Here is a 26,713-nt window from a genome sequence, read left to right on the forward strand (position 1 = left end):
GTGACCTTCGAGGAATACGTCAGCAGTCGCGGGCCGGCGCTCGTCCGGCTGGCCCGGCTGTTGACCGGTGACGAGCACCGGGCCGAGGACCTCACCCAGGACGTGTTGGCGCGCGCGTACGTGCACTGGCGGAAGATCGCCCGTGCCGACCGTCCGGACGTCTACGTGCGCCGGATGATGGTCAACGCCAACACCTCCTGGTGGCGCCGCCGATCCAGCCGGGAGTTGGCCACTGCCGAGTTCGCCGACCGGCCGGGGCGCGGGGACCTGGGCGGCGACGCGGCCGACCGGGACGAGATGTGGCGGCTGATCCTCGGCCTGCCCGACCGGCAGCGCGCGGTGCTCGTGCTGCGCTACTACGAGGACCTCGACGACGCGACAATCGCCCAGGTTCTCGGCTGTTCCCCGGTCACCGTCCGCACCCATGCGATGCGGGCGCTCAGCCAGCTGCGGGAGCGCCACGGCGTTCCCACGACGAACGGGAGCCGGCCGTGACCAACCTCGACGAGCGGATCGCACGGGTACTCCGGGAGCAGGCCGACGGACCCGTGGACACCGACAGCCTGCTGACGGCAGCGGTGCACGGGGGACGAACCCGGCGGCGGCGACGGCGCGCCGTCATCGGGACAGCGCTCGGCGTCGCGGTGCTGCTCGGGGCCGGTGTGGCCCTGCGTACGCCGTCGGCCGCGCCGCCACAGCCGGCCGTCACGCCCAGCCCGGTCGCGGTCACGCCGCCCCGGGCACCGGGGATTCCGGGGGCAGCGGCGAGCCCCGCCCTGATCGGCTCCGACCCGCAACTGCTGCACTTCGGGGTCGATCCGTCGGCCGCGACGCCGGTCGCCTGGCGCTCCGCGGGTCAGGTCGAGAGCATGCGACTGGACCTGGGTGGCGGTGTGCAGGCTCTGGTGATCGTTGCTGCCGAACCACGGACGGCCGAGACCGGTGACCCGAGCCAGCTTCGGGACATCGGCCCCGACAGAGCGGACGCCGCCGACAGCGAGAAGGATCTTGCCTCGCCCGGCCCGGACATCGACGCCGCATCGAGGTACAACGGGGTGATCCGGCAGCTCGACCGGGTCGCGAAGGGGTGGGTGCTGCGCTGGCAGCCCGTCCCGGGCCTGTACGTCCGGGTCGCGACGCTCGGCGAGACCAGTGCCGAGGTCCAACGAGCGGCCGCGGCGCTTCGGTTCGACGAAGCCCGCCACTGTGTCGCCCCGGTCCGATTGACCGCTCTGCCGCCAGGTGCCCGGATCAGCGCGTGCGAGGTGGCGGTGCGTCAGCTGGCCTGGCCCAGCATCGTGAACGTGGCGGGAACCACCACGCCGACCCAGCGGCCCGCCGCGGCCTCGGATCACACCGAAGCGGCGCTCACGGTCGCCCTCCAGGGCGCGGGCACCCTGCCGGTGCGGCTCTACTACTCACCCCGTCCATCCTCGCCCGACCGGTCCACGGCCAACCGCGAGATCGCCGGCAGGCCGGTGTTCGACATGGGCGACTTCTGGCACGTGCTCGGCATCCCGCACACCCTGCTGTCCATGGGGCACGAGAACCGCTGGGAGCGCCCGCCCACGGACGCCGAGGTCAGTACGGTTATCGGTGGGCTCCGGGTCGCCGACGACCTTGGCGAGCCGGCCAGCTGGAAGTGACCGTAACCTTGGTGACTGTGAGCCCCCGTCGCAATCGCCCTCGCCGGGACGACAACGCCAACCTGGACGCCGATCGCGTCCGGCAGGGCGTCGCCTCGGTGCAGCAGTGGACCGACGGCGCCTGGCAGGTACGCGGGATCGGCGCGGGGGCGTCCGTCAAGACGTACCGATGCCCCGGCTGTGACCAGGAGATCCGACCCGGGGTGGCGCACCTGGTGGCCTGGCCGGCCGGCGGCCTGGGTGACCTGACCGACCGGCGGCACTGGCACAGCGGCTGCTGGCGAGCCCGGGACCGGCGCGGCCCGGCGGTGCAACGAGGCCGCGGCACGCCGCGCTACTGACCAACCCGGCCGGGGGCCGCGGGCGCCGTGTCCACGCCACGGCTCAGCGACCTGGATCACGCTGTTCGTGCCTGGGCGGGCGGCGGCGGTGACTTCACGACACACTTGGGCGGTGAGCACAGCGATCCGCGCGTCGTCGATCCTGCCCGGCCGCCGGGAGGACATCGAGCTGCACACTGCCGACGGTCTGCGGCTGGTCGGCGAGCTGGCCCTGCCGGCCGACCGGCCGCCGGTGGCCACCCTGGTCTGCCTGCACCCGCTGCCCACCCACGGCGGGATGATGGACAGCCACGTCTTCCGTAAGGCGGCCTGGCGGTTGCCCGCCCTGGCCGACCTGGCCGTGCTGCGGTTCAACACCCGGGGCACCAGCAGCCTGCGCGGCACCAGCGAGGGCACCTTCGACGGCGCGGTGGGGGAGCGGTACGACGTGGCCGCCGCCATCGAGTACGCGGAGTTCGCCGAGCTGCCCAACATCTGGCTCGTCGGCTGGTCGTTCGGCACCGACCTGGCCCTGAAGTACGGCTGCGACCCGGCTGTCGCCGGGGCGATCCTGCTCTCCCCGCCGCTACGCTTCTCGACACCCGAGGACCTGACCACCTGGGCCGCCTCGGGTCGGCCGCTGACGGCGCTGGTGCCCGAGTTCGACGACTACCTGCGCCCGGCCGAGGCGCGGGAGCGGTTCGCCGCCGTGCCGCAGGCCGAGGTCGTCGGCGTGCCGGGCGCCAAGCACCTCTGGGTGGGCGACGCGGAGACGGTGCTCGACGAGATCGTCCGGCGGGTCAACCCGGCCGTCGAGGTGCCGCTCCCGACGACCTGGGACGGCCCGATGGAGGCCGGTGACGTCAGCGCGTACGCCGACCGGACGGTCGCCTCGTTCGCCGACACGCCCGTCCCCGGGCCGGCCGCCGGTCAGGCCGGCTGACCCCCTCGCCGTGGGTCAGCGGGTCTCCTGGCGGGGCAGCACCACCTCGCGCAGGATCAGTTGCAGCGCGGCCACCGTGGGGATGGCGATCAGCGCGCCCACCACGCCCAGCAGCGCCACGCCCAGCAGAGCGCCCAGCAGGGCGGCCACCTCGTTGACCTCCACCGAGCGCCGCATCACCTTCGGGTAGATCAGGTAGTTCTCCACCTGCTGGTAGACGAGGAAGAAGACCGCGCAGGCGATGCCCGTGGGCAGGTCGGCGGCGAAGCCGACCAGGCTCACGATCACCGCGCCCAGGGTGGCGCCGATCTGCGGGATCAGGTCGGTCACCGCCACCACCACGGCCAGCGCGAACGGGTACGGCAGCCCGACGATCAGCGCGAAGACGAAGGTGGTCGCGCCGGCCAGCACCGCGATGCTCAGCGCGCCGACCATGTAGGCCCCGACCTTGGCCAGGATCTCGTCGCCGATCAGCTGCACCCGCTCGCGCCGCGACCGGGGCACCAACGAGTAGCCCAGGGCGCGAAGCTTGTTGAAGTAGGCCAGGAAGTAGATCGTCAGCACCAGCACCGTCAGCGTCCGGAACACCGTGCCGAAGATCAGTTGTGCGCCGCCCAGCACCCCGCCGAGCGCCCGGCCGACGGTCTGCGCGTTGGCCGCGCCCTGCACGCGCTCCACCACGTCGTACCGCTCCACCAGGTCATTGACCGTCGGATTGCGGCGCAACTCGTCGAGCAGGTTCGGGATCTGGTCGACGAACTGTCCCGACTGCGTCACGATCGGCGGGACCAGCGCGACCACGCCGCCGCAGAGCAGCAGCACCACGGTCAACGCGACCGCCGCCACCGCCAGGCCGTGCGGCACGCCCCAGCGGCGAAGCCGGACCACCGCCGGGTTGAGGCCGACCGCCAGGAAAAGCGCGATCACCACCAGCACCAGGATGCCGCCGGCATTGCGAATCCCCAGATAGAGGGTGTACGCCAGCAGCACACCCAACGCCCCGGTGAACCCGATCAGGAAGCTGCTGCGCCGCAGCGGACGCCCTGGTGTGCCGAACTTTCCGGACGGCACCGCCGGTGGCTCGTCCGGGTCGACTCCCGGAGCGGGAACCGGCACCGGTGGCGGCGTCTCCGCAGGTGGCGGCGTCTCCGCAGGTGGCGGCGTCTCCGCAGACGGTGGCGTCTTCGCCGGTGGGTTTTCCGCTGGCGGTGGCCCCGGGGTCACGCCCGGGTCGTCGCCGGACGGGTCGTGCTGCGGCACCAGAGACCTCCCGACTCAGGCGGTGGGATGACGGGTGGTGGTCAGGAGCGGCCGCCACGCGGAACGTCCCTCACCAGTTCCATCGACTGGCGGCGGACGTTTGGGATCATCTCCCAGCGCGCCAGCAGCGTAGCCACCTCATGGTCACCATCGACCACGAGACCGTCAATCTGGCGCTCCATGTGCCCCACCCAACCACCGTCGGCACCCTCCAGGCCCAGCCCACGCGCAAATCTTGGACAGTTCCCGTTACGCGTTGACGGAAACTGTCCAAGATCTGGTGGTGTGGCGGGCTCGCGGCGGTGAACGCTGTTCGGATGCTGCCTGCCGATGACGCCGACGCACTTGACTGGCTCGCCTTTGAGCAGGCGGGCGTGCTGACGACCGCGCAGGTCTCCAGCCTGCTCAGCGAGGGGGCAGTCCGTGGGCGAATCCGCTCCGGCCGCTGGCGGTCGATCTGCCGTGGGATCCTGTTGACCGGCAACGGTCGCCTGAGCCGCGACCAGCAGCTTTGGGTCGCGGTGCTGGCCGCCGGACCAGGCGCGGTGCTGGCCGGGGTAACCGCCGCCACCGAAGCCGGGGTACGCGGGCTGCGCCGTGAGCCACTGCACGTGCAGGTGCCGGCCGCCCGCCGTGCCGCACGGACCTCGCTGCGTCGCCTCCCCATCGACATGCCCGCGGTACTGGTGCATCGCACGTCGGTGCTGCCGGACTCGCACCGGCAGCTCGCCCCGTCCACCGCGCACCACGACGGCCAGAGCACTCGTCGACGCGGCGGGCTGGGCAGTCGGAGTGGAGGAGGCGCAGGGGGTGCTGGCAGCCGGTTGTCAGCAGCGGCGGGTGCTTCCCGAGGAGTTGCAGACCGTGCTCGACGTCCTCCCGCGAGCGCCCCGCCGGCACCTGATCCAACAAACCGTCGGTGACATCGCCGGCGGCGCCCAGGCGCTCTCGGAGATCGACTTCGTGCGCCTCTGTCGCCGGCACCGGCTGCCCGTACCTGATCTTCAGGAGCATCGGGTGGACGCGGCTGGCCGCAACCGCTGGCTGGACGCGTACTGGCGGCAGTGGCGGGTGCATGTCGACATCGACGGCGCGCACCACCTGGACGCCCGGCAGTGGGCAGACGACATGCGTCGGCAGAACGACGTCTGGACCAGCGGCGACCGGATCCTGCGCTTTCCGGCCTGGCTGGTCCTGCCCGTCCCGACGAGGTCGCCGGCACCGTCCGGCGTGCCCTCGTCGCGGCCGGCTGGACCCCCACCCCATCCAACGCCATCCGACGCACATCTGAATCTTGGACAGTTTCCGTCCGGCGTTGACGGAAACTGTCCAAGATCTCGGTGCGCACCCGAGTCAGCGCTGGGGGCGTACCCGTCAGTCCTTCTCGATGGTGACCTTGCTGGGCTTGGCGCTGCGTTCGTCGGTGGTCGGCTTGCTGGGTCGCTTGCCGTTCTCACCGGTGCTGGTGATCTTGGTCGGCTTGGCGCCCCGGCCACCCTCGCCCGGAACGGCGGCCACGGTCGGCTCCCCGTCCACCCCGGCGCTGGCCGCGCCTCCGTCGACGGTGGTCACCGGCTCGGCCACCGGCCGGGACGTGGACTGCCCGGCACTCTCGGTCCCGGCGGTCACCGGCTGCCGGGTGTCGGCGGGCTCGGTCTGGAGACCGTTGGCCGCTCCCGACCCCGACGACGTACCCGCGCCGGTGGTCGCCGTGCCAGAGGCGGTCGCGCCCGCGCCGGTGGTCGCCGTGGCGGAGGCGGTCGCGGCCTTCTCGTCGGCCGCGTTGCGGCTCGCACCATTACCGGCGGCCGGCGTGGTCGGGCCATCGATCGGACCAGCGACGCTCTGCAACCGCGCCTCGGTCATCTGCCGCTGCAGCTCGTCCGACTCCTGCCGAGCCTTCCAGGTCTCCTGGCGCAGGTCGGCGAGCTGCTGCTGAGCCTGGGCGATCTCCAGCATCACCTGGGCGAGCTGCTGTCGGCCCGCCGCGGACTCCTGCTGCGTGGCCGCCAGGTGCTGCTGAGTGGTGGCCAGGTGCTGTTGGGTGGTGGCCGCGTACTCCTCGAACTGCCGACGGGAGGCCGCGACGTGCTCGTCGGCCTCGCGGCGCTTGCCGCCGGCCTCGGTCTCGGCCCGGCTCAGCAGCTCGGCGGCCTCCGCCTCGGACCGCTGGCGAAGAGCCGCCGCGTCCTGCTCGGCCGCCTGCCGAATCCCGGCCGCGCCCTGCTCGATCTCGTTCTTGCGCGTGGAGTATTCGGTCTCCAGCTGATCCCGGCGGCTCGTGTACTCGGTCTCCAGCTCGTTCTTGCGTCCCGTGTACTCGGTTTCCAACTCGTCGCGGCGGCTGGTGAAACCCGCCTCCAACTCCTGCTGACTGCTGGCGAACCCGGTCTCCAGCTCCTGCTGGCGGGACGTGTGCTGCTTGTCCAGCTCGTCGCGGCGCTTGGCGAACTCCTGCTCGGCAGTGGACCGACGCTGCGCCAACTCCCGGTCGGCCGCCTCGCGACGCGAGTTCACCTCCTGCTCCACTCCGGCCCGCCAGGCGCCCAGCTCCTGCTGGGTCTGCGCCCGGGTGTGCTGCACGTACGCCTCGGTCTCGGTGCGCATCCGCTGCACGTACGCCTCGGTCTCGGCACGGCTGCGCTTGCCCGCCTCGGTGGCCTGCGTGGTCAGCCGCTCCGCCTCCTGTAGCGCCTTGGCGCGGGTGGAGCGTCCCGCCATCGACGCGTCGTCGATGATCTGCTTGGCCTCCTGCTGAGCCTTGGCGTGGCTGGCCCGACCCGCCTCGGTCGCGGTGTCGGTGAGCCGCTTGGCCTCCTGGAGGGCCTTGGCGTGCACCTCCTTGGCGGCCCCGCGCAGGTCGCTGGCCTCCTGCTGGGCGTTGGCCAGTGTCTCCCGGGCCGTCTCGCGCAGCTTGGTCGACTCTTGTTGGGCCCGGGCGTGGATCTCCTTGGCGGTGTCCCGCAGCTGGGTGGCCTCCTGCTGGGCCTTCGCCAGCGCGTCCTGCGCCGCCTTGCGCAACTGCGCCGACTCGTCCTTGGCGGACCGCAGAGTGGCCTCGGCCTCGGCCCGTCGGGCGGCGCTGTGCCGCTCCTCCTCCGAGCGGCGCGCGGCGAGGGCGATCTCGAAGTCCTTCAGAGCCCGCGCGGCCTGCTGGCGGGCCTCCTCGATGATGTGCTCGGCTGCGGCGCGACGGGCCTCGATCTCCACGTTCGCGTCGGACACGATCTGCTCGGCCTGCTCCTCCGCGAGCGTGAGGATCGACTCGACCCGTGGGCCGAGGTGGCGGAACGAGGCCCGGTCGACCACGTTCATCTGCTTGCGGACCTGCGTCAGGTCACGCTGGAGCACCTCGACCTGGCCGGCGAGCTTGTGGATCTGTGTATACGCCTGTTCCCGTTCGGAGGCGAGGGTCGCGATCTCGTGCTCGGCACGCGCGACATACCGATCAACCTGTTTTTTCTCGTACCCCCGCAGAGCGGACTCGAAGCTGGGCTCCGTCGTCACGTCCCCGCCGAGAGCGAACAGTTCCTCGCCGTGCGACATGCCCCCATCCTCACACGCAACAGGGCCTGCTGGGGCGATACGGACGCGCCTTGTGCGAGCTACTTCACTCCGTTGCGGGCAAAGGGATACCACCGGCTGGGAAACGCATACGGCGCGAGGTTGCACCGGTTACCCGGTGTCACCTCGCGCCGTCGATGCCCCGATCTGACGCCTCGCGTCAGCCGGCGGTCTCCGCCGGCACCCGCTCCTGACCGCCATCGGTCTTCTTGGCCTCCGGCTTGGCCGCCGGAGCGGCCGCCGGCATCCCTGGAACGATGCCGGCGAGCCCGGAGAGCATCTGGCCCAGCTGCGAGGTGACCGCGTCCTTCTGCCGGGTGAGGTCCTCGACCTCGCGGCGGGCGGCCTGAGTGGTCAGCTCCGCCTCGGTGCGGGCCTCGGAGAGCAGACGCTGCGACTCGGCCTTGGCCTCGTTGAGGGTCTTCTCGGAGTGCGCCTTGGCCTTGTCCACCGTCTCGGAGGCGTTGCGCTCCGACTCGACCCGGCGAGCCTCGGCGCGCTGCTCGATCTCCTTCGCGCGCTCCTGCGCGGCCCGAGCACGCTGCTCGGCCTCGCTGACCATCTTCTGGGTCTGCGAGACCTGGGCGGCGTGCCGCTCGGACTCCTCGCGCTCGGACTTTTCCCGCCGCTCGGCCAGCTGGAGCTCCAGAGCCTGAAGGTCCTTGTCGCGCTTGTCCCGCGCGTCGGTCAGCAGCTTGGTCGCCTCGGCGCGCTTCTCCTCAGCCTCGCGGGCGGCCTTGGCCCGCTGCTGGGTGATCTCCCGCTCGGCGGTGGCCCGAAGGGTGGCCACCTCCCGCTCGACTGTCGACTTCAGCTCGGCGACCTCGTGCGCCGTCACGGTACGCAGCTGCTTGGTCTCGCGGTCGGCGTCCGCGCGCAGCGTGTCAGCCTCACGGCGGGCCTGCACCCGGACCTCGGCGGCCTCGCGCTCGGCGGCCGTGCGCAGGTTGCCCGCCTCGCGCTCGGCGCTGGCCTTCATGGCCGCGGCCTCGGCACGCGCCTTGTCGGTGATCTCACGGGCCTCGAGGCGGGCGGCGGAGAGGATGCCCTCCGACTCGCGCTTCGCCTCGTTGCGGTGGTCGTTCGCCTGCTCCTCGGCAAGCCGGAGGATCTGCTCGACGCGGGTGCCGAGGCCGGAGAGGGTGGGCCGGCTGTTCTCTTCGAGCTGCTTGTTCGTGTCGGTGAGCTTCTGCTCCAGCGCACTCATGCGCTGTTCGGCTTGGCGGAGCCGACGCTGGGCGTCGTTCATCCGCTGCTCGGCCTCGGCACGGGCCTGCTCGGACTGGGTCAGCGCGGCGGTCATCCGGCCGAGGAAGTCATCGACCTGGTGAGTGTTGTAACCGCGCAGGCCGACGGTGAAGTCTGGCTGCGAGTTCGCGTTATCGAAGAACGCGAGAGGGGAGGACTGCTGCTGGGGCATTGGGACATACTGGCAGACGCCCCAGGGTGCTTCGCAAGAGCGGTGCGCAGCTTTCGTGGCCTCTTTACATGGTCAACTCCCGCCATCGGCGGAGCTGGACCAATCGCCGATCTTGGCAGGTCCCGGGCGGGTCGGACGCCACGGAGCGTGACGCGGAAAAGGGCCCCGGGGTTACCCCGAGGCCCTTTGTTCGATCCGGGCGGGTTTTCCGCTAATGGGAGCGGAAGAACAATGTCCGATCAGCGCATTGGCCATCGAGCGTCCATCTGCCCCGGGCCGGCGGTGCCGGTCAGTGCCCCCGGGCCGGCGGTGCCGGTCAGTGCCCCCGGGCCGGCGGTGCCGGTCAGTGCCTCCGGGCCGGCGGTGCCGGTCAGTGCCCCCGGAAGCGGTTGATCGCCTCCTCGTGCCGGGCCCGCAGCTCCCCGTCGCGTACGCCCAGGCCGTCCGTCGGTGCGAGGCAACGCACCCCGACCTTGCCCTGGTGGGCGTTGCGGTGCACCTCGTACGCGGCCTGACCGGTCTGCTCCAGGGAGTAGGTGCGGGACACCGTCGGGTGCACCTTGCCGAGCGCGACCAGACGGTTGGCCTGCCACGCCTCGTGGTAGTTGGCGAAGTGGCTGCCGACGATCCGCTTGAGGTGCATCCAGAGGTAACGGTTGTCGTACTGGTGTTGGAAGCCGCTCGTGGAGGCGCAGGTGACGATCGTCCCACCGCGCCGGGCCACGTAGACGCTGGCGCCGAAGGTCTCCCGACCCGGGTGCTCGAAGACGATGTCCGGGTCCTCGCCGGCGGTCAGCTCGCGGATCCGCTCGCCGAAGCGCTTCCACTCGTCCGGGTCCTGGGTCTCCTCGTCCTTCCAGAAGCGGAAGCCCTCCGCCGCCCGGTCGATGACCAGGTCCGCACCCATCCGGCGGCACAGCTCCGCCTTCTCCGGCGAGGAGACGACGCAGACCGGGATCGCGCCACCGTTGAGTGCCATCTGGGTGGCGTACCCGCCGAGGCCGCCGGAGGCGCCCCAGATCAACACCACGTCGCCCTGCTTCATGTTGGCCCCGTGGTGCGAGACGAGCTGCCGGTACGCGGTGGAGTTGACCAGCCCGGGGCTGGCCGCCTCCTCCCAGCTCAGGTGCCGTGGCTTGGGCATCAGTTGGTTGGCCTTGACCACCGCCAGCTCGGCCAGCCCACCGAAGTTGGTCTCGAAGCCCCAGATCCGCTGCTGCGGGTCCAGCATGGTGTCGTCGTGCCCGGCGGCGTCCTCCAGCTCGACGGAGAGGCAGTGCGCGACCACCTCGTCGCCGGGTGCCCATCGGGTCACCCCGGGACCGGTGCGCAGCACCACGCCCGCCGCGTCCGAGCCGACGACGTGGTACGGCAGGTCGTGCCGGCGGGTCAGCTCGGAGACCCGGCCGTAGCGCTGGAGGAACCTGAAGGTGGGCAGCGGCTCGAAGATGCTGGTCCACACCGTGTTGTAGTTGATCGCGCTGGCCATCACCGCGACCAACGCCTCGCCCGGCGCCAGCGCCGGCGTCGGCACCTCCTGGACGTGCAACGCCCTGCGCGGGTCCTTGTCCCGGGTGGGCATGCCGTCGAACATCCGGGCCTCCTCGGCGCGGACCACGACGCCTCGGTAACTCTCCGGTACGGGCAGCCCGGCGACGCCGGCGAGTTCGCGGTCCGGATCGCTCGATTCCTCCGCCGCCATGATCGCTTCGAGGATGTCCTGCACGGTGACCTCCGGTTCGTCCGCACCCGCACGGGCCCGGGTGCTGCCATCGTCGGCGCCGGTGGGTCACGACCGCCATGTCGGCATTCGACACATCCGACCCCGGTCGCGCTCCGGTGGGGCCGGACGTTACTGAACGGTAGCTAGACCGGGAAGTCCTCTGTGAAAAACTGCATCCGCCGATGCGTGAAGGTGTCCGGCCGCCCCGCCAACCGCGCACTGACGTGCGCGCACGTGGCGCAGGAGGCTGCGGGCGACAACGTCGGGGATGTTGCTGCCTCACGTGCGGTGGAGGCAGCAACATCCCCGACGTTGTGCGGATCGTGCCGGCGCGGGGCGCGGGGCGGCGGCGCCGCCACGTGCGGGGGTCAGTGGGCGGTGAGGGCTGGTTGGACCAGTTCGACGAGGACGCCACCGGCGTCCTTCGGGTGGACGAAGTTGATCCGGCTGTCCGCGGTGCCGCGCCGCGGTGTGTCGTAGAGCAGCCGCATCCCCCGGGCGCGCAGCGCCGCGCACGCCGCGTCGATGTCCACCACCGTGTACGCGACCTGCTGCACACCCGGACCGTTGCGGTCCAGGAACTTGGCGATCGTCGACTCCGGGGTGAGCGGGGCGAGCAGTTGCACGCAGCCACCCTCGGTGGTCGGCCCGACGGCCAGCATCGCCTCCCGCACGCCCTGCTCGGCGTTGGTCTCGACGTGCACACAGCGCATCCCGAACGTCCGCTGGTAGAAGTCGATGGCGGCGTCCAGGTCGGCTACGGCGATCCCGACGTGGTCGATCTTGCGGAGCCCGATGTCTGTGACGGAGTCGGCACCGGGCTCGGCGGAGGGGCTCTCAGTCATGGCGCTAGTCTGACCGAACAATCGTTAAGGCGTACAGCTCGGCACCCCCCTCGGAGGCAGGCATGGCTTCGGTGATCGTCAGCGGCGCGCGGACCCCGATGGGCCGGCTGCTGGGCAACCTCAAGGACCTTCCGGCCACGAAGCTGGGCGGGATCGCCATCAAGGCCGCGCTGGAGCGGGCCGGGGTCAGCCCGGACCAGGTCCAGTACGTGATCATGGGGCAGGTGCTGCAGGCCGGTGCCGGTCAGATTCCGGCGCGGCAGGCCGCGGTCGAGGCCGGCGTGCCGATGTCGGTGCCGGCGCTGACCATCAACAAGGTCTGCCTCTCCGGGCTGGACGCGATCGCCCTGGCCGACCAGCTGATCCGTGCCGGCGAGTTCGACATCGTGGTGGCCGGCGGCATGGAGTCGATGACCAACGCCCCGCACCTGCTGATGGGTCAGCGCACCGGCCACAAGTACGGCGACGTGGTGGTCAAGGACCACATGGCGCACGACGGGCTCAGCGACGCCTGGGACTGCTGCTCGATGGGCGAGTCGACCGAGCGCCTCGGTGCCCGGCACGGCATCACCCGCGAGGAGCAGGACGCGTTCGCCGCCGCCAGCCACCAGCGGGCCGCCGCCGCGCAGAAGAACGGCCTCTTCGCCGACGAGATCGCCCCGGTGGTCATCCCGCAGCGCAAGGGTGACCCGCTGGTGATCAGCGAGGACGAGGGCATCCGCCCGGACACCACCGTCGAGTCGCTGGCCAAGCTGCGCCCCGCCTTCGCGAAGGACGGCACCATCACCGCCGGCAGCTCGTCGTCGATCTCCGACGGCGCTGCCGCCGTGCTCGTGATGAGCAAGGCCAAGGCCATCGAGCTGGGGCTGACCTGGCTGGCCGAGATCGGTCCGCACGGCAACGTGGCCGGCCCGGACAACTCCCTGCACTCGCAGCCGTCCAACGCGATCAACCACGCGTTGAAGAAGGGCGGCCTGAGCGTCGCCGACCTGGACCTGATCGAGATCAACGAGGCGTTCGCGCAGGTCGGTGTGCAGTCCACCCGGGACCTCGGCATCAGCCCGGACAGGGTCAACGTCAACGGCGGCGCCATCGCGCTGGGGCACCCGATCGGCATGTCCGGCGCTCGTCTCGTCCTCACCCTCGCGCTGGAGCTGAAGCGGCGCGGCGGCGGTACCGGCGCGGCGGCGCTCTGCGGTGGCGGTGGTCAGGGCGACGCGCTGATCATCCACGTGCCGGGCAAGGCTGCGGTGGACCAGTGACCGCGGGAAGTGAGCCGGTTCTGCGAGCGCCGCGGTCGCGAACAAGGGTGGTGCGGTGAGCGACGTGGCGGAGCACGTCCCGTCCGCGGGTGCCACGTCGGTGCGCCGCACTCGGGACGTACCGATGCTTGTCGAACGGGCCCGCGCGGGTGACCCCCGCGCGGTGGCCCGGCTGATCACACTCGTGGAGAACGGCGACGAGCTGCTGCCGGCGATCGCCGCCGCGTTGGCGCCGTACGCCGGGCAGGCCCAGGTCGTCGGGCTGACCGGTTCGCCCGGGGTGGGTAAGTCGACCACCACGAACGAGCTGGTCCGCGCGCTGCGGGCGAAGGGGCACCGGGTCGGCGTGCTGGCGGTCGACCCGTCCAGCCCGTTCACCGGTGGAGCGATCCTCGGCGACCGGGTGAGGATGCAGGACCACGCCACCGATCCGGGCGTCTACATCCGGTCCATGTCCAGCCGGGGTCATCTCGGCGGGTTGGCCGCGGCGACGCCGCAGGCGGTCCGGGTGCTGGAGGGCGCCGGCTGTGACGTGGTGCTGGTGGAGACCGTCGGGGTCGGACAGGCCGAGGTGGAGGTGGCCTCGCTGGCCGACACCACGCTGGTGCTGCTCGCGCCCGGCATGGGTGACGCGATCCAGGCGGTCAAGGCCGGCATCCTGGAGATCGCCGACGTGTTCGTGGTCAACAAGGCCGACCGGGACGGCGTCGACGCCACCGTCCGCGACATCCAGGGCATGATCGCCCTCGGTGAGCGTGGCCCGGGGCAGTGGAGACCGCAGGTGGTCCGCTCGGTCGCCGCGCGCGGCGAGGGCATCGACGAGATCACGGCGGCGATCGACAAGCACCGGGGTTGGCTCGTCGAGCACGGCGAGCTGCGTCGGCGCCAGGAGGCGCGGGCCGCCGCCGAGGTCGAGGCGATCGCGCTCGGCACCCTTCGCGCCCGGATCGGCTCACTGCGCGACGGTACGGAGTTGGCCACGCTCGCCGCCAAGGTGGCCGAGGGTGCGATCGACCCCTACCGGGCGGCGGACGAACTGCTCGCCCAACTCGCCCGCTGACCGTCCACCGGGGACACCCTGGCGGCATCCCCTCCTTGTAGGCTCGCAGCGCCCCACGGCGGTGGGGGCCGGGCGGTGTGCCGGCGCGGTGGCGCGAGGAGCAGGGGAGTGACGATGGACCACGAGGTGACGCGGGAGCTGACCACGGCGTCGGCGGGGGCCGGCGGAACGACGCAGGTCTCCGACGAGGTGATCGAGAAGATCGCCGTCGCGGCGGCCCGCGCAGTTCCCGGCGTGGCCGAGTTGGGCGGGGACGTGGCCCGATTCTTCAACTCGGTGCTGGACCGGGTCGGGCTGGATCAGGTGGGCGATGCCCGACGGGGTTGCTCGGCCCACGTGACCGGCGATGCCGCGGTGGTCAACCTGGTGCTGGTGATTCACGCCGGCCAGCCGGTCCCGGAGATCACCGGGCAGGTGCGGGCTCGGGTGACCGAGGCGGTCGAGGCGTACGGGCTGCGGGTCGACGAGGTCAACATCCGGGTCGACGACGTGGCGATGGGCGGGCCGGCCGTCTAGCGCCCAGCTCGCACGTTACCGGTCGGTACGACAGGACTTAGCGATCGTTCAGGTGTGGGCCCTACACTCGACCTGCAGTCGAGGACCCGAGGAGGAGCCCTGCTCATGGACGCCGACGAGATCGACGCCGGACGGGCGCGTTGGCAGGCCCGGTACGACGCCGCACGCAAGCGCGACGCTGACTTCACCACGCTCTCCGGGATGCCGGTCGAACCGGTCTACGGGCCGCCCGAGGGCAGCGCGTACCCGGGCTTCGAGCGGATCGGCTGGCCGGGCGAGTACCCGTACACCCGGGGTCTCTATCCGACCGGCTACCGCGGGCGGACCTGGACGATCCGGCAGTTCGCCGGCTTCGGTAACGCCCAGCAGACCAACGAGCGCTACAAGATGATCCTCGGCGCCGGCGGTGGCGGCCTCTCGGTCGCGTTCGACATGCCGACGCTGATGGGCCGCGACTCGGATGACCCGCAGGCGCTCGGCGAGGTCGGCCACTGTGGCGTCGCCATCGACACCGCCACCGACATGCAGGCGCTCTTCGACGGCATCGACCTGGCCGACGTCACCACCTCGATGACGATCTCCGGTCCGGCCGTGCCGGTGTTCTGCATGTACCTGGTCGCCGCCGAGCGGCAGGGCGCCGACCTGTCCAAGCTGGACGGCACGCTGCAGACCGACATCTTCAAGGAGTACATCGCGCAGAAGGAGTGGCTCTTCGACCCGGAGCCGCACCTGCGCCTGATCGGCGACCTGATGGAATACTGCGCCGCCGAGATCCCGCGCTACAAGCCGCTGTCGGTCTCCGGCTACCACATCCGCGAGGCCGGCTCGACCGCCGCGCAAGAGTTGGCGTACACCCTGGCCGACGGTTTCGGGTACGTCGAACTGGGCCTCTCGCGCGGCCTGGACGTGAACGTGTTCGCGCCGGGGCTGAGCTTCTTCTTCGACTCGCACCTCGACTTCTTCGAGGAGATCGCCAAGTTCCGCGCCGCCCGCCGGATCTGGGCCCGCTGGCTGCGCGACGTCTACGGCGCGACAAGTGCGAAGGCCCTGTGGCTGCGTTTCCACACGCAGACCGCCGGGGTGTCGCTGACCGCGCAGCAGCCGGTCAACAACGTCGTACGGACCGCCGTGGAGGCGCTCGCGGCGGTGCTGGGCGGCACGAACTCGCTGCACACCAACGCGCTCGACGAGACCCTGGCGCTGCCCACCGACGAGTCCGCCGAGATCGCCCTGCGTACCCAGCAGGTGCTGATGGAGGAGATCGGCGTGGTCAACGTGGCCGACCCGCTCGGCGGCTCCTGGTACGTCGAGGCGCTGACCGACAAGATCGAGGCCGAGGCGGAGGAGATCTTCGCCCGGATCCGGCAGCTCGGCGGGGACGGGCCGCACCAGATCGGCCCGATGACCTCGGGCATCCTGCGCGGCATCGAGGACGGGTGGTTCACCGGGCACATCGCCGAGTCGGCCTTCGTCTACCAGCAGGCCCTGGAGAAGGGCGACAAGAAGATCGTCGGGGTCAACTGCCACACCGGTACGGTCGCCAAGGAGTTGGAGATCCTCCGCATCTCGCACGAGGTGGAGCTGGAGCAGCGCCGGGTGCTGGCCGAGCGCAAGGGTGCGCGGGACGAGTCGGCGGTCCGCGCTGCGGTGGCCCGGATGGTCGACGTCAGCCGCACCGACGAGAACATGATCCCCGCGATGCTCGACGCCGTCCGCGCCGAAGCGACCCTCGGTGAGGTCTGCGACGCGCTCCGCGCCGAGTGGGGCACCCACCGCGAACCAGCCCGCTTCTAACCCCCTGCTTCCGTCCCCGCGCCGACGACTCCCGCGATCTTGCACTTTCTGCCCCCGTAAAAGGGGCGAATGTCGCGTACTGGCGACAGGAAGTGCAAGATCGCGAGGGTGGGGGGCGGGGTGGGGGGCGGGGTGCGGGGCGGGGTGTCGGGGCAGGGTGAGAGTTGCAACGTCGGGGTTGTGGGTGACCTGAGATCGGGGGCTCACGTGCGAGACTAGGTAACCATGAGCGACCCACGGATCACCTCGTCGATCTTCACCCGCGGCGCGGTCGACCTCAGCACGCTGCGTGGCCCCGCACCAGCAAGTACCCGCCCCGGCACGCCCCCACAGGGCGGCCCGTCCAACGGCACCCCCGGCGCGCCCACCGCCGGCGGGAGCACCGCCATCGTCGACGTCACCGAGGCGACAATCCAGTCCGAGGTGCTCGAACGGTCGATGGCGGTGCCCGTCGTCGTGTTCTTCGGCGCGGCCGGTTTCCCGGAGAGCGACGAGTTCGCCCCGGTCCTGGAGCAGTTGAACGCCGAGGGCGGCGGCACCTGGGTGCTGGCACGGGTCGACGTGCAGGAAAATCCGCGAATCGCACAGATGTTCCGAGTCCAGGGCATCCCCATGGTCTACGCGGTCGTCGGCGGCCAGCCGGTCGACGCCTTCTCCGGCGTGGTGCCCGAGGCCCAGTTGCGGCAGTGGATCCAGGCCGTACTCAAGGCCGGCGGCGTGACAGTCGCCGAGCCGGAGGACCCCCGCCTCGACGAGGCCGACGACGCGCTGATGAGCGGCGACCTGGACGCCGCCGAGCAGGCGTACCGGAAGATTCTGGCCGACGCCCCGGCGGACGCCGCGGCCACCGCCGGGCTGGCCCAGGTCGGGGTGGCCCGCCGGGTCGCCGGCGCGGACCCGGCCGCCGCGCTGGCCGCCGCCGAGAGCGCCCCCGACGACGTGGCCGCGCAGCTGCTGGCCGCCGACATCGAGGTGCTCAGCGGTCTGGCCGAGCAGGCGTACGCCCGGCTCGTCGGTCTGGTCCGGCGCACCGCCGGAGAAGACCGGGAGACCGCCCGCCAGCACCTGGTCTCGCTCTTCTCCATCGCCGGCCCGGACGATCCGGCCGTCGCCTCGGCGCGCCGGGCGTTGGCCAGCGCCCTGTTCTGAGTTCACAGCACGCCAGCGCGGGCCGGCGTTCCGGCCGGCCCGCCCGACCAACGAGGACGGGAGCTCATGATGCGCCGGATCGCCGTCCTCGACGCGCCGACAAATCTCGGTCTGCGGCCGCCGACGTCCACGTCGGTCCCCGGGTGCGCCAAGGCGCCCGGCGCACTGCGCGACCACGAACTGCTGGCCCGGCTCCGCGCCCGCGACGCCGGCTGCGTCACCCCGGCACGGTACGACCCGGGCGACTGGCGGCCCGGCGACGGGGTGTGCCACGCCCGGGAGATCGCCGACTACTCGCTGGCCCTCGCCGAGCGGATCGGCTCGATCATCGACCGGGGCGAGTTCCCGGTGGTGCTGGGCGGCGACTGCTCCGTGCTGCTCGGCTCGGCGCTGGCCATGCACCGCCTCGGTGAAGCCGTCGGCGGGCGGATCGGGCTGGTCTTCGTCGACGGGCACTCCGACTTCCGGCACCCCGGCAACGCCTCCTACGTCGGGGCGGCCGCCGGGGAGGACCTGGCCCTCGTCACCGGGCGCGGCCAGGCCGACCTTGCCGCGATCGAGGGTCGCCGGCCCTACTTCCGCGACATCGACGTGGTGGTGCTCGGCATCCGGGCCCAGGACGAGTACCGGCTCGACCTGCAGGCCGCCGGGATCACCACCCGGCCGGTGCCGGCGCTTCGCGCCGAGGGCGCCGCCCGGACCGCGCAGTGGGCGCACGAGCAACTCGCCGACTGCGCGGGCTACTGGGTGCACATCGACGTGGACGTGCTCGACCCCGCGGTGATGCCCGCCGTCGATGCCCCCGACCCCGGTGGGATCGCCTTCGCCGAGCTGGAGATCCTGCTCGCCGGCCTGGTCGACACCCCGCACTGCCTCGGCGTGGAGCTGACCGTGTTCGACCCCGACTACGACCCCGACGGCTCGTACGCGGCCGAGATCGTCAACACCGTCGTCGCCGGCCTGGCCCCGGTCACCGCCCCGGAGGCGGTGCCGCCCCGGCTGCTGTCGTCCCGGCCGACCCCCGGCCCCCGGCGCGGTAACGGCCGGACCCCGGCCCCCACCGAGCGACCCGGCCACGCCGAAGGTGCAGGTGGGTTGGACCGCGCGGAGCGGGTTGGTGGGTTGGACCGCGCCGAGCGGGTTGGTGGGTTGGACCGCGCGGAGCGGGTTGGTGGGTTGGACCGCGCCGAGCGGGTTGGTGGGGTGGCTGGTGCGATCGGCGGTGCGGCGTCCTTCACTGACGCCCCCTCGTGGTCTCCGGCCGTCGATGCCGGGCCGCTCCCGGAGGCGGGGTCCGCCGACCCGGACGCCGTCGCCGATGATCGGGCCGGCATCGACCGCCCCGATGGTGCGGTGGCTGCTTCCGGCCGATTCGGTGGTGACTCCGCGGAGGGCGCGGCCCACCTCCCGGCCACGACCGAGCGGGAGCCGGTCGGCCCACCCGCGTCGGCCGGCCCGGGTCTGCTCCGCCGACCCTCTCCACCGGACGAGAATGCCCCGGACCACCGCAAAGCCGACACCGCCTGACCCGACCGCCGCCCCACCGCGTCATGATCGACTCGGCTTTCATGATGTCGCGGCGTCCGAGTGGCTCGAATAGCGCGGTTTCAGCAATACCGAGTGGATCAGCGCCGGAGCGGTGCGCGGGGGTTGCCGGCTGGGCGTGCGGTCGGGGCCGGGCGGGGGTTGCCGGCTGGGCGTGCGGTCGGGCTGGGTGGGGGTCGGGGCTGGGCGCGCCTGAGCGGCGTCGGTGTCAGGACGGGGGAAGGGCGCGGAGGAAGCGCTCGGCGATCGGGACGGCCGACGCCGTGCTGGCGCCACCCTTCTCCACGAAGACGGCGAACGCCACGTCGCCCCGCCAACCGACGAACCAGGCGTGGGTGTGGGCCGGGTTGTCGTCGTACTCAGCGGTGCCGGTCTTGCCGTAGACCTCGCCCGGCACGTCCTTCAGCGCGCTGCCGGTGCCCGTGGTGACCACCTCGCGCATCATCGCGCGCAGTGCCGCGACCGATTCCGGCTTGAGTTGCTCGCCCGGCGGGGCCGGCTTGGCCGGCGCCGGGTCGATGAGCAGTTTCGGCTGCTCGAAGCGGCCTCGGGCGACCGCCGCGGTGGCACCGGCCATGGCCAGCGGGCTGACCAGCGTGGTGCCCTGCCCGAACGATGCCGCGGCCTGCTCGGCCGGGCTGCCACCCGTGGACACCTTGCCGGTGAAGGCGTCCGTGCCGAGGTCCCACTGACCTTCCAGGCCCAACGAGCGGCCGGCGGCGGCCAGCCCGTCACCGCCGAGCTTCGGCGCGAGCGAGGCGAACGCCGTGTTGCAGGACTTGGCGAAGTCGGTGCGGAACGGCACCGAGCCGAGTTCGAAGTTGTCGGAGTTCTTGAAGGAGCGACCGTCCACGGTGAAGGTCTTCGGGCAGGCCACCGGCCCGTCCAGAGTGACCGCACCCCGGTCCAGTAGGCCGAACGTGCTGACCATCTTGAACGTGGAGCCGGGAGGCACCTGAGCGTCGAAGGCCAGATTCTCCCCGGCCGGGCCAGGGCCGTTCGCCGCGGCGAGCACGGCACCATCGCTGATCCGGAGGGCCACCATCGAGGACCGCCGCGGCTCGGCGCGCAGGGCCCCGTCGGCCGCGTTCTGGACGGCGACGTCAAGCGTGGTCTTCAGTGCCTGACCGGGCTGCGGCTCCCGGCGGAACAACTCGGTGCCGGTCGGTTCCAGTTTGCCGCCCTCGGCGGGACGCTCGACCACCACGGTCAGCCCGGGGCCACCGCGCAGTCGCTCGTCGTAGCGGCCCTGCAGCCCGCCGTGCCCGACCAGGTCGCCGACGACGTACCGGTCGGGGTGTGCGGCGAGGTCGTCGGCCTGCGCCGGGTCGACCGAGCCGAGCAGCGCACGGGCGAACTCGCGGGTGGGCGCCAGGTCGATCTTGTCGGAGACGAACTTGGTGCCGGGCAGGTCGTAGATCCGGGGCTTGATCTGCCGGTACGCCTCCTCGCGGAGCGACACCACCTCGACGAAGGCACCCGGCTCGGCCTTGGCCACCCGGTCGGGCAGGTCGGCCAGGTCGACGCCGGGGACCAGCGCCGGGCGGATGGCCTTGAACGCCGCGTCGAGGTCCTTGACGAGCTTGTCGAGATCGGTGACCCCGTCGGGCTGCACGCCGACCCGCACCACCGGCCGGGGGGTCACGATCGGTTGGCCGGCGGCGTCCAGCACCCCGGCGCGGGTGCTGGCGTCGCGGCGCAACGCCAACCGGTCACCCTCGGTGAGCTGCTCGTGCACCACCTTCGGCTCCCAGATCACCTGCCACTGGTCGTCGTCGCCCTTGGCGAGACGCACCTCCCGGTCGTACGTCCAGGGGGTCTGACCGGGCAGCTTCCACTCCACCTGGACGGTTGTGGTGGCGATGTCCGCCTTCACCTTCGGTGCGCCGCGACGCGTCAGCGTGGGCGGGGTCGCCGCCAGCTCACCGGAGAGCTCCTTGATCTGGCGACTTACCTCGGTCGAGGGCAGCTTGCCGCCGGTCGGGTCGATCAGACCGACCGCCTGGAGATCGCCGCTGCGCCAACCGGCGAGAAAGGCGTCGAGACTGCCCTCCGGCCCGTCGTCAGCCGAGCAGCCAACCAGAACGCCGGCCATGAGCAGCGCCGCGGTGAGGGCGGCGGCCACACGGCGGACGGGGTTCGGCCGGAGGGGCCGGGGGTACGACGAGGGCATGAAGCTGGTCCTTCCGATCTCGGAGCGCCTTCGCACGGTAGTACGCCGACGCCGTCCCCAACGTCCCCCAGCGTGGCGGGCGCGCTCAAAGACGGGCCGGACCGGTGTGATGAACATCGCGTGGCGGGGTATCCCGCAGCCGGCCAACCTCGGACCCGCAACGGGTGAAAGGACAAAGTCCCGATCCGGACGTCTGGCCAGTGGTCCGCCGACGAAGGCGCACAACGGCAGGGCCTAGGCTGGGCGGCAGAGTGACCCACAACGCGGTGGGTCGAGGGGAGTGGCACCGATGGACCGGCGTCCGGCGATCAAACCGGAACCCGACCTCCGGCAGGATGACTCCGGCCGGGACGACGACAGCTTCGATTCGGCGACCGACGGGGACGGCTACGGCCGGCTCGACACGGGAGTCACGGGGCTGACCGGGTCGAGCATCGACACCATCTACGATCTGGGCCTGCCCACCGAGGCGTTGGCCGACGACGTGGAGGACGCCGAGCTCGACGAACCCGTTCCCAATGCGGAGCGCCTGGTGGCTCAGGCTGTCGCGCTCGCGGGGGACGACCACGACGCGGCGACACTCGTCGGCCGTTTCTGGCGGTTCGCACCGGACGAGGAGCTGGTCGGCTTCACGGCGGAAGAGATGCTCGACGCGGCCCGGGCGCACCGGGACCTCGCCCAACAGCGGGTGCCGGGCGAGCTGAAGCTGCGGATCCACGAGCCGCACGCCGACCAGCACCACACGGTCGTCGAGATCGTCACCGACGACATGCCGTTCCTGGTCGACTCGGTGACCGCGCTGCTCAACTCGTACCACCTGGACGTGCATCTGCTGGTGCACCCCCTGGTGGTGGTACGGCGGGAGCCGTTGGGCCGCCTCACCGAGGTCTCGGCGGACGTGGAGCCGGACGACGCTATCGCCGGCGACATCATCGAGAGCTGGATGCGGATCGAGATCGACCCGGTCCGGGACGCGGCCGAGCGGGACCGGCTGTGCCGCGAGCTGCAGCGGGTGCTCACCGACGTGCGGGAGGCGGTGGAGGACTGGCCGAAGATGCGTCAGCGCTCCCTCGCGCTCGCCGACGAGTTGGCCTCCGCGCGTACCGCCGAGAACCGGCCACCGGTGCCGGAGAAGGACATCACCGACTCGGTGGAGTTGCTGCGGTGGCTGGCCCACGACCACTTCACCTTCCTCGGCTACCGGGAGTACCGGCTGGTGGACGTCGCGAGCGGCGAGGCCGGCGACGAGGTCGACGGCAAGGCGTTGGAGGCGGTGCTCGGCACGGGTCTGGGCATCCTGCGCTCCGACGCGCCGGAGGCCCGGCCGCTGGCGTCGATGACGCCGGAGGCGCACGACAAGGTGCTGGAGAAGCGCCTGCTCATCATCACCAAGGCCAACTCGCGGGCCACCGTGCACCGCTCGGCGTACCTGGACTACATCGGCTTCAAGATCTTCAACGAGGCCGGCGAGGTGATCGGCGAGCGGCGCTTCCTCGGCCTGTTCTCCACCGCCGCGTACCGGACCAGCGTCCGGGAGTTGCCGGTGGTGCGCCGCAAGGTGGCCGAGGTGCTGGACCGCTCCGGCCTGAGCCGGCGCAGCCACTCGGGTAAGGACCTGATCCAGATCCTGGAGACCTACCCCCGCGACGAGCTGTTCCAGATCAAGACCGACGATCTCTACCACGCGGTGATCGGCGTACTGCGGATGGCCGGTCGTCGGCAGCTGCGGGTCTTCCTGCGCCGGGACGCGTACGGGCGGTTCATCTCCTGCCTGATCTACCTGCCCCGGGACCGGTTCACCACGCAGAACCGGCTGCGCATGCAGGACATCCTGCTGCGGGAGCTGAACGGTGTCGGGGTGGACTACACCACCCGGGTCACCGAGTCGATGCTGGCCCGGGTGCACTTCATCGTGCGTACCGACCCGACGCGACCGCCCGGCGACATCGACGCCGACCTGTTGGCCGAGGAGTTGGCCGACGCGACCCGACTCTGGGACGACGACTACCGGCTGGTGCTGGAGCGCAAGCTCGGCGACGAGCAGGCCAAACACCTGTTCACCAGGTACGCCGACGCGTTCCCGGAGGGCTACAAGGACGGGCACACGCCGTACGAGGCGATGAAGGACCTGGCGAAGCTGGAGCTGCTGGAGGAGCCCGGCCAGCTGGAGATGCACCTGTTCCGTAAGCAGTTGGCGCCCCGGCCCGGCACCCGGGTGCCCGGCGCGGACCTGGCCGAGGCGATGGACGTCCGGTTCAAGGTCTACCGGTACGGCGAACCGATGATGCTCTCCGCCGTGCTGCCGGTGCTGCACTCCCTCGGTGTGCGCGTGGTCGACGAGCACCCGTACGAGGTGGACCGGATCGACGGGCGGGTCTACCTGTACGACTTCGGCCTGATGCTGCCCGAGGGGCACCACGAGCTGGCCGAGGTACGCCCACACGTGGAGAACGCCTTCGCGGCGGCCTGGCGCGGTGAGGCCGAGGTGGACCGGTTCAACGAGCTGGTGCTGCGCGGCGGGCTCACCTGGCGGCAGGTGGTGGTGCTGCGGGCGTACGCGAAGTACCTGCGGCAGGCCGGCACGGTCTTCTCCCAGGACTACATGGAGCAGACCTTCGTCGCGTACCCGAAGCTCGCCGCGTTGCTCGTGGATCTCTTCGAGACCCGGTTCGCGCCGGGTGGGCGGACCACCGAGCAGCGGCAGCAGCGCAGTGGCGAGCTGGTGGAGTTGATCCGGGCCGGGCTGGACGACGTGGCCAGCCTCGACCAGGACCGAATCCTGCGCTCGTACCTGACACTGATCGAGGCGACCCTGCGGACCAGCTTCTACCAGAAGCGCTCCGACGGGCGGCCGAAGGCGTACGTGGCGTTCAAGCTCGACCCGCAGGCCATTCCGGACCTGCCCGCGCCGCGACCGAAGTTCGAGATCTTCGTCTACTCGCCGCGCTTCGAGGGTGTGCACCTGCGGTTCGGGCCGGTGGCCCGGGGCGGGTTGCGCTGGTCCGACCGTCGGGAGGACTTCCGTACCGAGGTGCTGGGCCTGGTCAAGGCGCAGATGGTGAAGAACACCGTGATCGTGCCGGTCGGCGCCAAGGGCGGCTTCGTGCTGAAGCAGAAGCCGGGTGACCGGGACGAGGCGGTCGCCTGCTACCAGGAGTTCGTCGGTGCGATGCTGGACGTCACCGACAACATCGTCAGCGGGCAGATCGTGCCGCCCGAGGACGTGGTCCGGCACGACGGCGACGACCCGTACCTGGTGGTGGCGGCCGACAAGGGCACCGCGACGTTCTCCGACATCGCCAACGAGATCTCCAAGACCCACAACTTCTGGATGGGCGACGCGTTCGCGTCCGGCGGATCCGCCGGCTACGACCACAAGAAGATGGGCATCACCGCCCGGGGCGCCTGGGAGTCGGTGAAGCGGCACTTCCGGGAGCTGGGCCTGGACACCCAGACCCAGGACTTCACGGTGGTGGGCGTCGGTGACATGTCCGGCGACGTGTTCGGCAACGGGATGCTGCTGTCCGAGCACATCCGGTTGGTGGCCGCCTTCGACCACCGGCACATCTTCCTGGACCCGGAGCCGGACGCGGCCACCTCGTACGCGGAGCGGCGGCGGCTGTTCGACCTGTCCCGGTCCTCGTGGGAGGACTACAACCCGGAGCTGATCTCGGCCGGCGGCGGCATCTTTCCGCGTACCGCGAAGTCCATCCCGATCACGCCGCAGGTCCGGGCGGCGATCGGCCTGGACGACGACGTCACGCACCTGTCGCCGCAGGAGCTGATGAAGGCGATCGTCACCGCTCCGGTGGACCTGTTCTGGAACGGCGGCATCGGCACCTACGTCAAGGCCTCCACCCAGACCAACGCCGAGGTGGGCGACAAGTCCAACGACGCGATCCGGGTGGACGGGCGCAACCTGCGGTGCCGGGTCGCGGGCGAGGGCGGCAACCTGGGCTGGACCCAGCTCGGCCGGATCGAGTACGCGTTGACCGGCGGCCGGATCTTCTCCGACTTCATCGACAACGCGGCCGGCGTAGACACCTCCGACCACGAGGTGAACATCAAGATCCTGCTGAACACGGCGGTGGCCGACGGCGAGTTGACCACGGCCGAGCGCGACGAGCTGCTGGCCGGGATGACCAACGAGGTCGCGGAGCTGGTGCTGCGGGACAACTACGACCAGGCGCGGGCGATCAACAACGCCCAGGCCCAGGCCGCCTCGCTGCTGCCGGTGCACCGCCGGATGATCAACGAGTTGGAGCGGTCGGGTGGGTTGGACCGGGCGCTGGAGGCGCTGCCGCCGGATGAGGAGTTGGCGGTCCGCAGCGAGTCCGGGCTGACCGCGCCGGAGTTCGCGGTGCTGCTCGCGTACGTGAAGATCGTCCTGGAGCGGGAGATCCTCACCGAGGGTCTGGCGGACGAGGAGTGGACGACCGAGGTCCTGGTCAACTACTTCCCGACGCCGATGCGTGAGCGCTTCGCCGACCGGATGGGCCGGCACCGACTGCGCCGCGACATCGTCACCACCGTCCTGGTCAACGAGGCGATCAACCGGGGTGGCATCTCGTTCATCTTCCGGGTGGTCGAGGAGACGGCGGCCAGCGCGGCGGACGTGATCCGGGCCTACGTGGTGGTCAGCGAGGTGTTCGGCCTCCGCGACCTGTGGGACGCGGTCGAGGCGCTGGACAACAAGGTCGCGCCGGAGTTGCAGACGAGTGTCTACCTGGACACCCGTCGGCTGCTCGACCGGGCCGTGCGGTGGCTGGTGTCCAACCGGCGCTCGCCGATCGACGTGCCGGCCGAGATCGCCCGGCTGCGCGACGGTGTCACCCGGCTGCTGCCGGGGCTGGAGGAGCTGTTCTACGGCAACGAGCGGCAGGGCATCGCCGCGCACATGGACTCGATGACCGAGCGTGGGCTGCCCCGCGAGCTGGCGGAACGCGCGACCCGGCTGATGTACAGCTTCGGTCTGATGGACGTGGTGGAGACGGCGAACGCCAGCGGGCGGGACGTCAGCGAGGTGGCCTCGGTCTACTTCGTGCTGTCCGACCTGTTCCGGGTGGACTCGCTGCTGTCGAAGATCTCCCTGCTGCCTCGCGAGGACCGCTGGCAGACGTTGGCTCGGATGGCGCTGCGCTACGACCTCTACGCCGCGCTGGCCGCGCTCACCGCGGAGGTGTTCGACTCCACCCCGGAGGACCTGCCGCCGCACGAGCGGGTGCAGCAGTGGGAGCAGTCGAACGCGACCTCGATCCACCGCGCCCGGCGGGCGATGGGGGAGTTCGACGAGTCGCGGGCGGATCTCGCCGCCCTGTCGGTGCTGCTGCGCCAGATCCGCACCCTGGTGCGGACCTCCGCGGCCGCCTGAGTCGGTACGCCCGGACGCGGGGGGGGGGGGGGGGGGGGGGGGGGGGGGGGGGGGCGGGCCCGGGGGGGGGGGGGGGGGGGGGGGCGGGCGCGGGGGGGGGGCCGCGCGGGGTCGGCGCGGGG

18 protein-coding genes and 1 pseudogene are annotated in these 26,713 nt (G+C 71.6%); 12 read left to right on the top strand and 7 right to left on the bottom strand.

The window, feature by feature from the left end:
• The 4 genes from ACFYPM_RS09890 (at position 1) to ACFYPM_RS09905 (ending at position 2,909) form a co-directional block, all read left to right on the top strand.
• Complete coding sequence (locus ACFYPM_RS09890; protein WP_387193280.1) at positions 1-495, top strand: SigE family RNA polymerase sigma factor; 495 nt, start codon at positions 1-3, stop codon at positions 493-495.
• Entirely contained in the window at positions 492-1,646 is a 1,155-nt protein-coding gene (locus ACFYPM_RS09895) for a hypothetical protein (RefSeq protein WP_387193283.1), read from the top strand. The genes ACFYPM_RS09890 and ACFYPM_RS09895 overlap by 4 nt, the downstream gene beginning before the upstream one ends.
• A gap of 11 nt (positions 1,647-1,657) precedes the next feature.
• A complete protein-coding gene (locus ACFYPM_RS09900; protein ID WP_387193285.1) occupies positions 1,658-1,987 on the top strand; it encodes a hypothetical protein in 330 nt (109 codons plus the stop codon).
• 112 nt (positions 1,988-2,099) lie between these two features.
• The gene (locus ACFYPM_RS09905; RefSeq protein WP_387193288.1) at positions 2,100-2,909 is read left to right on the top strand and encodes an alpha/beta hydrolase; all 810 of its coding nucleotides are present in this window, start codon (positions 2,100-2,102) and stop codon (positions 2,907-2,909) included.
• A gap of 15 nt (positions 2,910-2,924) precedes the next feature.
• Here ACFYPM_RS09905 and ACFYPM_RS09910 read toward each other — a convergent pair whose 3' ends face one another.
• A complete protein-coding gene (locus ACFYPM_RS09910; RefSeq protein ID WP_387193291.1) occupies positions 2,925-4,169 on the bottom strand; it encodes an AI-2E family transporter in 1,245 nt (414 codons plus the stop codon).
• Positions 4,170-4,210: 41 nt separating this feature from the next.
• Positions 4,211-4,351, bottom strand: a complete 141-nt coding sequence (locus tag ACFYPM_RS09915; protein WP_387193294.1) for a hypothetical protein — start codon at positions 4,349-4,351, stop codon at positions 4,211-4,213.
• Between the two features lie 135 nt (positions 4,352-4,486).
• Between ACFYPM_RS09915 and ACFYPM_RS09920 the strand changes: the two genes are divergently transcribed.
• Positions 4,487-5,092: a hypothetical protein gene (locus tag ACFYPM_RS09920; RefSeq protein WP_387193297.1), complete on the top strand. Its 606-nt coding sequence runs from the start codon at positions 4,487-4,489 to the stop codon at positions 5,090-5,092.
• A 451-nt stretch (positions 5,093-5,543) separates the two neighbouring features.
• On the opposite strand, the gene ACFYPM_RS09925 is transcribed toward ACFYPM_RS09920, so the two are convergent.
• From ACFYPM_RS09925 to mce, 4 genes are all read right to left on the bottom strand, one after another.
• On the bottom strand, positions 5,544-7,715 hold the full coding sequence (locus tag ACFYPM_RS09925; RefSeq protein ID WP_387193300.1) for a hypothetical protein: 2,172 nt from the start codon (positions 7,713-7,715) through the stop codon (positions 5,544-5,546).
• Between the two features lie 178 nt (positions 7,716-7,893).
• Positions 7,894-9,153, bottom strand: coding sequence for a DivIVA domain-containing protein (locus ACFYPM_RS09930; protein WP_387193303.1), 1,260 nt, complete (start codon positions 9,151-9,153; stop codon positions 7,894-7,896).
• 370 nt (positions 9,154-9,523) lie between these two features.
• A complete protein-coding gene (gene ccrA / locus ACFYPM_RS09935) occupies positions 9,524-10,879 on the bottom strand; it encodes a crotonyl-CoA carboxylase/reductase (RefSeq protein WP_387193306.1) in 1,356 nt (451 codons plus the stop codon).
• Positions 10,880-11,244: 365 nt separating this feature from the next.
• The gene (mce, locus tag ACFYPM_RS09940; protein WP_387193309.1) at positions 11,245-11,721 is read right to left on the bottom strand and encodes a methylmalonyl-CoA epimerase; all 477 of its coding nucleotides are present in this window, start codon (positions 11,719-11,721) and stop codon (positions 11,245-11,247) included.
• A 62-nt stretch (positions 11,722-11,783) separates the two neighbouring features.
• Here mce and ACFYPM_RS09945 point away from each other — a divergent pair, with 62 nt between their 5' ends.
• The 6 genes and pseudogenes from ACFYPM_RS09945 to ACFYPM_RS09970 all read left to right on the top strand — a co-directional run.
• On the top strand, positions 11,784-12,983 hold the full coding sequence (locus tag ACFYPM_RS09945) for an acetyl-CoA C-acetyltransferase (protein WP_387193312.1): 1,200 nt from the start codon (positions 11,784-11,786) through the stop codon (positions 12,981-12,983).
• A gap of 124 nt (positions 12,984-13,107) precedes the next feature.
• Entirely contained in the window at positions 13,108-14,043 is a 936-nt protein-coding gene (gene meaB / locus ACFYPM_RS09950) for a methylmalonyl Co-A mutase-associated GTPase MeaB (RefSeq protein ID WP_387193454.1), read from the top strand.
• Positions 14,044-14,157: 114 nt separating this feature from the next.
• Complete coding sequence (locus tag ACFYPM_RS09955; RefSeq protein WP_357246261.1) at positions 14,158-14,559, top strand: Asp23/Gls24 family envelope stress response protein; 402 nt, start codon at positions 14,158-14,160, stop codon at positions 14,557-14,559.
• A 105-nt stretch (positions 14,560-14,664) separates the two neighbouring features.
• Positions 14,665-16,353, top strand: a complete 1,689-nt coding sequence (locus tag ACFYPM_RS09960; protein WP_387193315.1) for a methylmalonyl-CoA mutase — start codon at positions 14,665-14,667, stop codon at positions 16,351-16,353.
• A gap of 225 nt (positions 16,354-16,578) precedes the next feature.
• Entirely contained in the window at positions 16,579-17,502 is a 924-nt protein-coding gene (locus ACFYPM_RS09965; RefSeq protein WP_357246255.1) for a tetratricopeptide repeat protein, read from the top strand.
• 66 nt (positions 17,503-17,568) lie between these two features.
• A pseudogene (locus ACFYPM_RS09970) lies at positions 17,569-18,591 on the top strand (arginase family protein); the annotation flags it as partial.
• A gap of 664 nt (positions 18,592-19,255) precedes the next feature.
• Here ACFYPM_RS09970 and ACFYPM_RS09975 read toward each other — a convergent pair.
• Positions 19,256-21,220, bottom strand: a complete 1,965-nt coding sequence (locus ACFYPM_RS09975; protein ID WP_387193319.1) for a penicillin-binding transpeptidase domain-containing protein — start codon at positions 21,218-21,220, stop codon at positions 19,256-19,258.
• Positions 21,221-21,509: 289 nt separating this feature from the next.
• On the opposite strand from ACFYPM_RS09975, the gene ACFYPM_RS09980 reads away from it, so the two are divergent.
• Entirely contained in the window at positions 21,510-26,591 is a 5,082-nt protein-coding gene (locus ACFYPM_RS09980; protein ID WP_387193322.1) for an NAD-glutamate dehydrogenase, read from the top strand.
• The last annotated feature ends 122 nt before the right edge of the window (positions 26,592-26,713 follow it).

This window comes from Micromonospora sp. NPDC005203 (assembly GCF_042872705.1).
Lineage (GTDB): Bacteria > Actinomycetota > Actinomycetes > Mycobacteriales > Micromonosporaceae > Micromonospora.

Bases quoted from the DNA above. Each gene is read 5' to 3' on its own strand.
- ACFYPM_RS09960 (WP_387193315.1), top strand. From the start codon at position 14,665: ATGGACGCCGACGAGATCGACGCCGGACGGGCGCGTTGGCAGGCCCGG.
- ACFYPM_RS09925 (WP_387193300.1), bottom strand. From the start codon at position 7,715: ATGTCGCACGGCGAGGAACTGTTCGCTCTCGGCGGGGACGTGACGACG.
- ACFYPM_RS09955 (WP_357246261.1), top strand. From the start codon at position 14,158: ATGGACCACGAGGTGACGCGGGAGCTGACCACGGCGTCGGCGGGGGCC.
- ACFYPM_RS09930 (WP_387193303.1), bottom strand. From the start codon at position 9,153: ATGCCCCAGCAGCAGTCCTCCCCTCTCGCGTTCTTCGATAACGCGAAC.
- ACFYPM_RS09980 (WP_387193322.1), top strand. From the start codon at position 21,510: ATGGACCGGCGTCCGGCGATCAAACCGGAACCCGACCTCCGGCAGGAT.
- ACFYPM_RS09915 (WP_387193294.1), bottom strand. From the start codon at position 4,351: ATGGAGCGCCAGATTGACGGTCTCGTGGTCGATGGTGACCATGAGGTG.
- mce (WP_387193309.1), bottom strand. From the start codon at position 11,721: ATGACTGAGAGCCCCTCCGCCGAGCCCGGTGCCGACTCCGTCACAGAC.
- ACFYPM_RS09945 (WP_387193312.1), top strand. From the start codon at position 11,784: ATGGCTTCGGTGATCGTCAGCGGCGCGCGGACCCCGATGGGCCGGCTG.
- meaB (WP_387193454.1), top strand. From the start codon at position 13,108: ATGCTTGTCGAACGGGCCCGCGCGGGTGACCCCCGCGCGGTGGCCCGG.
- ACFYPM_RS09920 (WP_387193297.1), top strand. From the start codon at position 4,487: ATGCTGCCTGCCGATGACGCCGACGCACTTGACTGGCTCGCCTTTGAG.
- ACFYPM_RS09975 (WP_387193319.1), bottom strand. From the start codon at position 21,220: ATGCCCTCGTCGTACCCCCGGCCCCTCCGGCCGAACCCCGTCCGCCGT.
- ACFYPM_RS09965 (WP_357246255.1), top strand. From the start codon at position 16,579: ATGAGCGACCCACGGATCACCTCGTCGATCTTCACCCGCGGCGCGGTC.